Origin of the sequence: Zeaxanthinibacter enoshimensis, assembly GCF_004362865.1 — a bacterium.
In the GTDB taxonomy this organism is placed as follows: domain Bacteria; phylum Bacteroidota; class Bacteroidia; order Flavobacteriales; family Flavobacteriaceae; genus Zeaxanthinibacter; species Zeaxanthinibacter enoshimensis.
Genome location: NZ_SNYI01000004.1, coordinates 1 through 5,567 on the forward strand (window position 1 = coordinate 1; position 5,567 = coordinate 5,567).

Annotated in this window: 2 tRNA genes and 3 rRNA genes; all 5 read left to right on the forward strand. The window is 50.3% G+C overall.

Annotation, left to right across the window (positions count from 1 at the left end):
* Positions 1 to 228: 228 nt before the first annotated feature.
* Positions 229 to 1,755 (forward strand): 16S ribosomal RNA (locus tag CLV82_RS14500).
* Positions 1,756 to 1,881: 126 nt separating this feature from the next.
* Positions 1,882 to 1,955 (forward strand) — tRNA-Ile (locus CLV82_RS14505).
* A 128-nt stretch (positions 1,956 to 2,083) separates the two neighbouring features.
* Positions 2,084 to 2,160, forward strand: a tRNA-Ala gene (locus tag CLV82_RS14510).
* Between the two features lie 247 nt (positions 2,161 to 2,407).
* Positions 2,408 to 5,252 (forward strand): 23S ribosomal RNA (locus tag CLV82_RS14515).
* 153 nt (positions 5,253 to 5,405) lie between these two features.
* Positions 5,406 to 5,515, forward strand: a 5S ribosomal RNA gene (gene rrf, locus CLV82_RS14520).
* The 16S, 23S and 5S rRNA genes sit together here with 2 tRNA genes alongside, the layout of an rRNA operon.
* Positions 5,516 to 5,567: the final 52 nt, after the last annotated feature.

The window sequence follows — 5,567 nt, forward strand, 5'->3', positions numbered from 1 at the left end:
GAGAGAAAAACGGTTGTATATTTGCACCCGCTTTGAGAGACAGTAAGTGCTCTTAGACGAGAAGAAAAGTAAACAAGTTCATTGACATATTGGTAGACAAAAAGCGTTTTATTACTTCGGTAATAGAATCGAAAAATTAACAGAAAATCATTTTGAGACCATTGGGGCTATAAAGGGATGGGAGGAAACTCTTGTTGAATTATGGTCGCGAACATTATTTAAAATCAAACGATGAAGAGTTTGATCCTGGCTCAGGATGAACGCTAGCGGCAGGCCTAACACATGCAAGTCGAACGGTAACAGGGAAAAGCTTGCTTTTCCGCTGACGAGTGGCGCACGGGTGCGCAACGCGTATAGAACCTACCTTTTACTGGGAAATAGCCCATGGAAACGTGGATTAATGTCCCATAATAACATTTGATGGCATCATCTGAATGTTTAAAGCTTTGGCGGTAGAAGATGGCTATGCGTCCCATTAGTTAGTAGGCGAGGTAACGGCTCACCTAGGCTTCGATGGGTAGGGGCCCTGAGAGGGGGATCCCCCACACTGGTACTGAGACACGGACCAGACTCCTACGGGAGGCAGCAGTGAGGAATATTGGACAATGGACGAAAGTCTGATCCAGCCATGCCGCGTGCAGGAAGACGGCCCTACGGGTTGTAAACTGCTTTTATACGGGAAGAATAAGGGGTACGTGTACCCCGATGACGGTACCGTAAGAATAAGGACCGGCTAACTCCGTGCCAGCAGCCGCGGTAATACGGAGGGTCCGAGCGTTATCCGGAATCATTGGGTTTAAAGGGTCCGCAGGCGGGCAATTAAGTCAGGGGTGAAAGGCTGTGGCTCAACCATAGCACTGCCCTTGATACTGGTTGTCTTGAGTTATAGTGAAGTGGCCGGAATATGTAGTGTAGCGGTGAAATGCATAGATATTACATAGAACACCGATTGCGAAGGCAGGTCACTAACTATTGACTGACGCTGATGGACGAAAGCGTGGGGAGCGAACGGGATTAGATACCCCGGTAGTCCACGCCGTAAACGATGGATACTAGCTGTCGGGCTTTCGGGCTCGGCGGCCAAGCGAAAGTGATAAGTATCCCACCTGGGGAGTACGTTCGCAAGAATGAAACTCAAAGGAATTGACGGGGGCCCGCACAAGCGGTGGAGCATGTGGTTTAATTCGATGATACGCGAGGAACCTTACCAGGGCTTAAATGCAGAATGACAGGACCAGAGACGGTCTTTTCTTCGGACATTTTGCAAGGTGCTGCATGGTTGTCGTCAGCTCGTGCCGTGAGGTGTCAGGTTAAGTCCTATAACGAGCGCAACCCCTGTCGTCAGTTGCCAACAGATAATGCTGGGGACTCTGGCGAGACTGCCGGTGCAAACCGCGAGGAAGGTGGGGATGACGTCAAATCATCACGGCCCTTACGTCCTGGGCTACACACGTGCTACAATGGCCGATACAGTGAGCAGCCATCCGGCAACGGAGAGCGAATCTATAAAATCGGTCACAGTTCGGATCGGGGTCTGCAACTCGACCCCGTGAAGCTGGAATCGCTAGTAATCGGATATCAGCCATGATCCGGTGAATACGTTCCCGGGCCTTGTACACACCGCCCGTCAAGCCATGGAAGCCGGGGGTACCTGAAGTCCGTCACCGCAAGGAGCGGCCTAGGGTAAGACCGGTAACTAGGGCTAAGTCGTAACAAGGTAGCCGTACCGGAAGGTGCGGCTGGAACACCTCCTTTCTAGAGAAACGCGATCCAACAGGGTACTTTCATCCTGGCCTTCTCTGGTATTAAATTGATTTTCTGGTCTACCATTATTTTAAAAGATAGTTAGATTCTACTATTAGAGTCTAACAACTGTAATGCAGTCTCATAGCTCAGCTGGTTAGAGCGCTACACTGATAATGTAGAGGTCGGCAGTTCGAGTCTGCCTGAGACTACAAACACTTAGGGAAACTTAAGGTTTTTACGTTCATTGAGAATAAAAGTATTGGAAATTCTAGAAGTTGGGGCTACCGTCAACTGCTTCAAAAGGGGCTGAAGGGTCCCTGGCGAGGGAAGAAAAGACGGGGAATTAGCTCAGCTGGCTAGAGCGCCTGCCTTGCACGCAGGAGGTCACCGGTTCGACTCCGGTATTCTCCACCAAGAAGCTCAACGCTGATAGCGCCCGGGAGGGAGGCTAAGGTATTGAGAGAATTTGGGTGTAAGAGGTCTTATGCTCGTTGATATCAAGAGGTATCGATGTAGAAAGGGCTTTGATAAGCGCAAAGGAAAGTTCATTGACATATTGGGATAGAGTGATGTATAGATCCAGGATCTATACATTATAATAGTAATGAAACACGAATCAAAAAGAGAGGGTACGAAAGTACACGAATAGATTAAAGCAAAGGCGACAAGCTGATTAAGGGCGTATGGGGAATGCCTAGGCTCTCAGAGGCGATGAAAGACGTGATAAGCTGCGAAAAGCTGCGGGGATCGGCACATACGATATGATCCGCAGATATCTGAATGGGGCAACCCACTATACTGAAGGTATAGTATCCCGTAAGGGAAGTAAACCCGGTGAACTGAAACATCTAAGTAGCCGGAGGAGGAGAAAACAAAAGTGATTCCGAGAGTAGTGGCGAGCGAAATCGGAGAAGCCCAAACCAATATTGTTTCGGCAATATTGGGGTAGTAGGACCACAACATTCGATGCGTAATGAACCGGAAGCAACTGGAAAGTTGCACCATAGAGGGTGATAGTCCCGTACGGGTAAAGATCGTTATTGATAGTGGTATCCTGAGTAGCGCGGGGCACGAGAAACCCTGTGTGAATCTAGCGGGACCATCCGCTAAGGCTAAATACTCCTGAGAGACCGATAGTGAACCAGTACCGTGAGGGAAAGGTGAAAAGAACCCTGAACAAGGGAGTGAAATAGAACCTGAAACCATACGCTTACAAGCGGTCGGAGCCCCTTTGGGGGTGACGGCGTGCCTTTTGCATAATGAGCCTACGAGTTGCCGTTGCTAGCGAGGTTAAGATTTTAAGGATCGGAGCCGGAGCGAAAGCGAGTCTGAATAGGGCGCTATAGTTAGCAGTGGCAGACGCGAAACCGTGTGATCTACCCATGGGCAGGTTGAAGCTGTGGTAACACACAGTGGAGGACCGAACCCGTTGACGTTGAAAAGTCTTGGGATGACCTGTGGGTAGGGGTGAAAGGCCAATCAAACTCGGAAATAGCTCGTACTCCCCGAAATGCATTTAGGTGCAGCGTGCAAATAAGTTTTACAGAGGTAGAGCTACTGATTGGATGCGGGGGCTTCACCGCCTACCAATTCCTGACAAACTCCGAATGCTGTAAAATGTTTTTGCGCAGTGAGGGCATGGGTGCTAAGGTCCATGTCCGAAAGGGAAACAACCCGGATCACCGGCTAAGGTCCCCAAGTGTGTGCTAAGTTGAAAAAACGCGGTGGAACTGCATAGACAGCCAGGATGTTGGCTTGGAAGCAGCCATTCATTTAAAGAGTGCGTAACAGCTCACTGGTCGAGCGGTTCCGCATGGATAATGATCGGGCATAAGCACACCACCGAAGCCGTGAATTCTGATCTTCGAGATCAGAGTGGTAGGGGAGCATTGTAGTGCCGCTGAAGGTGTTCTGCGAGGAATGCTGGAGGAACTACAAACGAAAATGTAGGCATAAGTAACGATAATGCGGGCGAGAAACCCGCACGCCGAAAGACCAAGGTTTCCCCAGCTATGCTAATCAGCTGGGGGTCAGTCGGGACCTAACGCGAACCCGAAAGGGGCAGTGGATGGACAAGCGGTTAATATTCCGCTACCCGCTATACATTAAAAGCGACGGAGATGTGGCGTTGGTGCGCACAGACGGAATTGTGCGTTGAATCCTTCGTAAGGAGGAGATAGTACAACAAGGCTACGGCTGCGTTGATAATCCAGCTTAACATCTTCCTAGAAAAGCAAGTATAGCGGCCCGTACCGTAAACCGACACAGGTGGTCGGGATGAGTATTCTAAGGCGCTCGAGAGATTCATGGTTAAGGAACTAGGCAAAATAGACCTGTAACTTCGGGAGAAAGGTCGCCCTGTAGCAATACAGGGCCGCAGTGAAAAGGTCCAGGCGACTGTTTATCAAAAACACAGGGCTCTGCTAAATCGAGAGATGAAGTATAGGGCCTGACACCTGCCCGGTGCCGGAAGGTTAAGGGGAGATGTAATTCCTTTTGGATGAAGCATTGAACTGAAGCCCCGGTAAACGGCGGCCGTAACTATAACGGTCCTAAGGTAGCGAAATTCCTTGTCGGGTAAGTTCCGACCTGCACGAATGGTGCAACGATCTGGACACTGTCTCAACCATGAGCTCGGTGAAATTGTAGTATCGGTGAAGATGCCGGTTACCCGCAGTGGGACGAAAAGACCCCGTGCACCTTTACTATAGCTTCGTATTGACCTTGGGCAACCAATGTGTAGGATAGCTGGGAGGCTTTGAAGCTGCGTCGCCAGGCGTGGTGGAGCCATTGTTGAAATACCAGCCTTTGTTTGTTCGGGGCCTAACCCTGTAAATCAGGGAACAGTGCGTGGTGGGTAGTTTGACTGGGGTGGTCGCCTCCAAAAGAGTAACGGAGGCTTCTAAAGGTGCCCTCAGTACGGTTGGCAATCGTACGTAGAGTGCAATGGCACAAGGGCGCTTGACTGTGAGACATACAGGTCGAACAGGTACGAAAGTAGAGCATAGTGATCCGGTGGTTCCGCATGGAAGGGCCATCGCTCAAAGGATAAAAGGTACGCCGGGGATAACAGGCTGATCTCCCCCAAGAGCTCACATCGACGGGGGGGTTTGGCACCTCGATGTCGGCTCGTCACATCCTGGGGCTGGAGAAGGTCCCAAGGGTTGGGCTGTTCGCCCATTAAAGTGGCACGCGAGCTGGGTTCAGAACGTCGTGAGACAGTTCGGTCTCTATCTACTGCGGGCGTTAGAAATTTGAGTGGCCCTGACCCTAGTACGAGAGGACCGGGTCGGACTGACCGCTGGTGTACCGGTTGTCCCGCCAGGGGCATTGCCGGGTAGCTACGTCGGGATGGGATAAGCGCTGAAAGCATATAAGCGCGAAACCCGCCACAAGATGAGATTTCTTTAAAGGATCGTGGGAGATGACCACGTTGATAGGCCACAGGTGGAAGTGCTGTAAAGTACGTAGCCGAGTGGTACTAATTATCCGTCAGGCTTGCGCCAGAGACTTGCTTTAATTTTAGTAAGGTATTATCATCCTTTCTCTTTGATCGCGTTTTTGATCATTTACATTCTATCCTTTTATGTCAAGATATTAGTTACATCATCCGTGATGTAACAGTCCACAGGCTCTCTAAGAGCACAAGGACTTAAAACTTGGGTGGCCATGGCGACGGGGCCCACCCCTTTCCATTCCGAACAGGGAAGTTAAGCCCGTCTGCGCCGATGGTACTGCCACTAGGTGGGAGAGTAGGCCGCCGCCTTCTTTGAAGACCTCTACAGCAATGTAGGGGTCTTTTTTTTTGCCCTATACTCAAC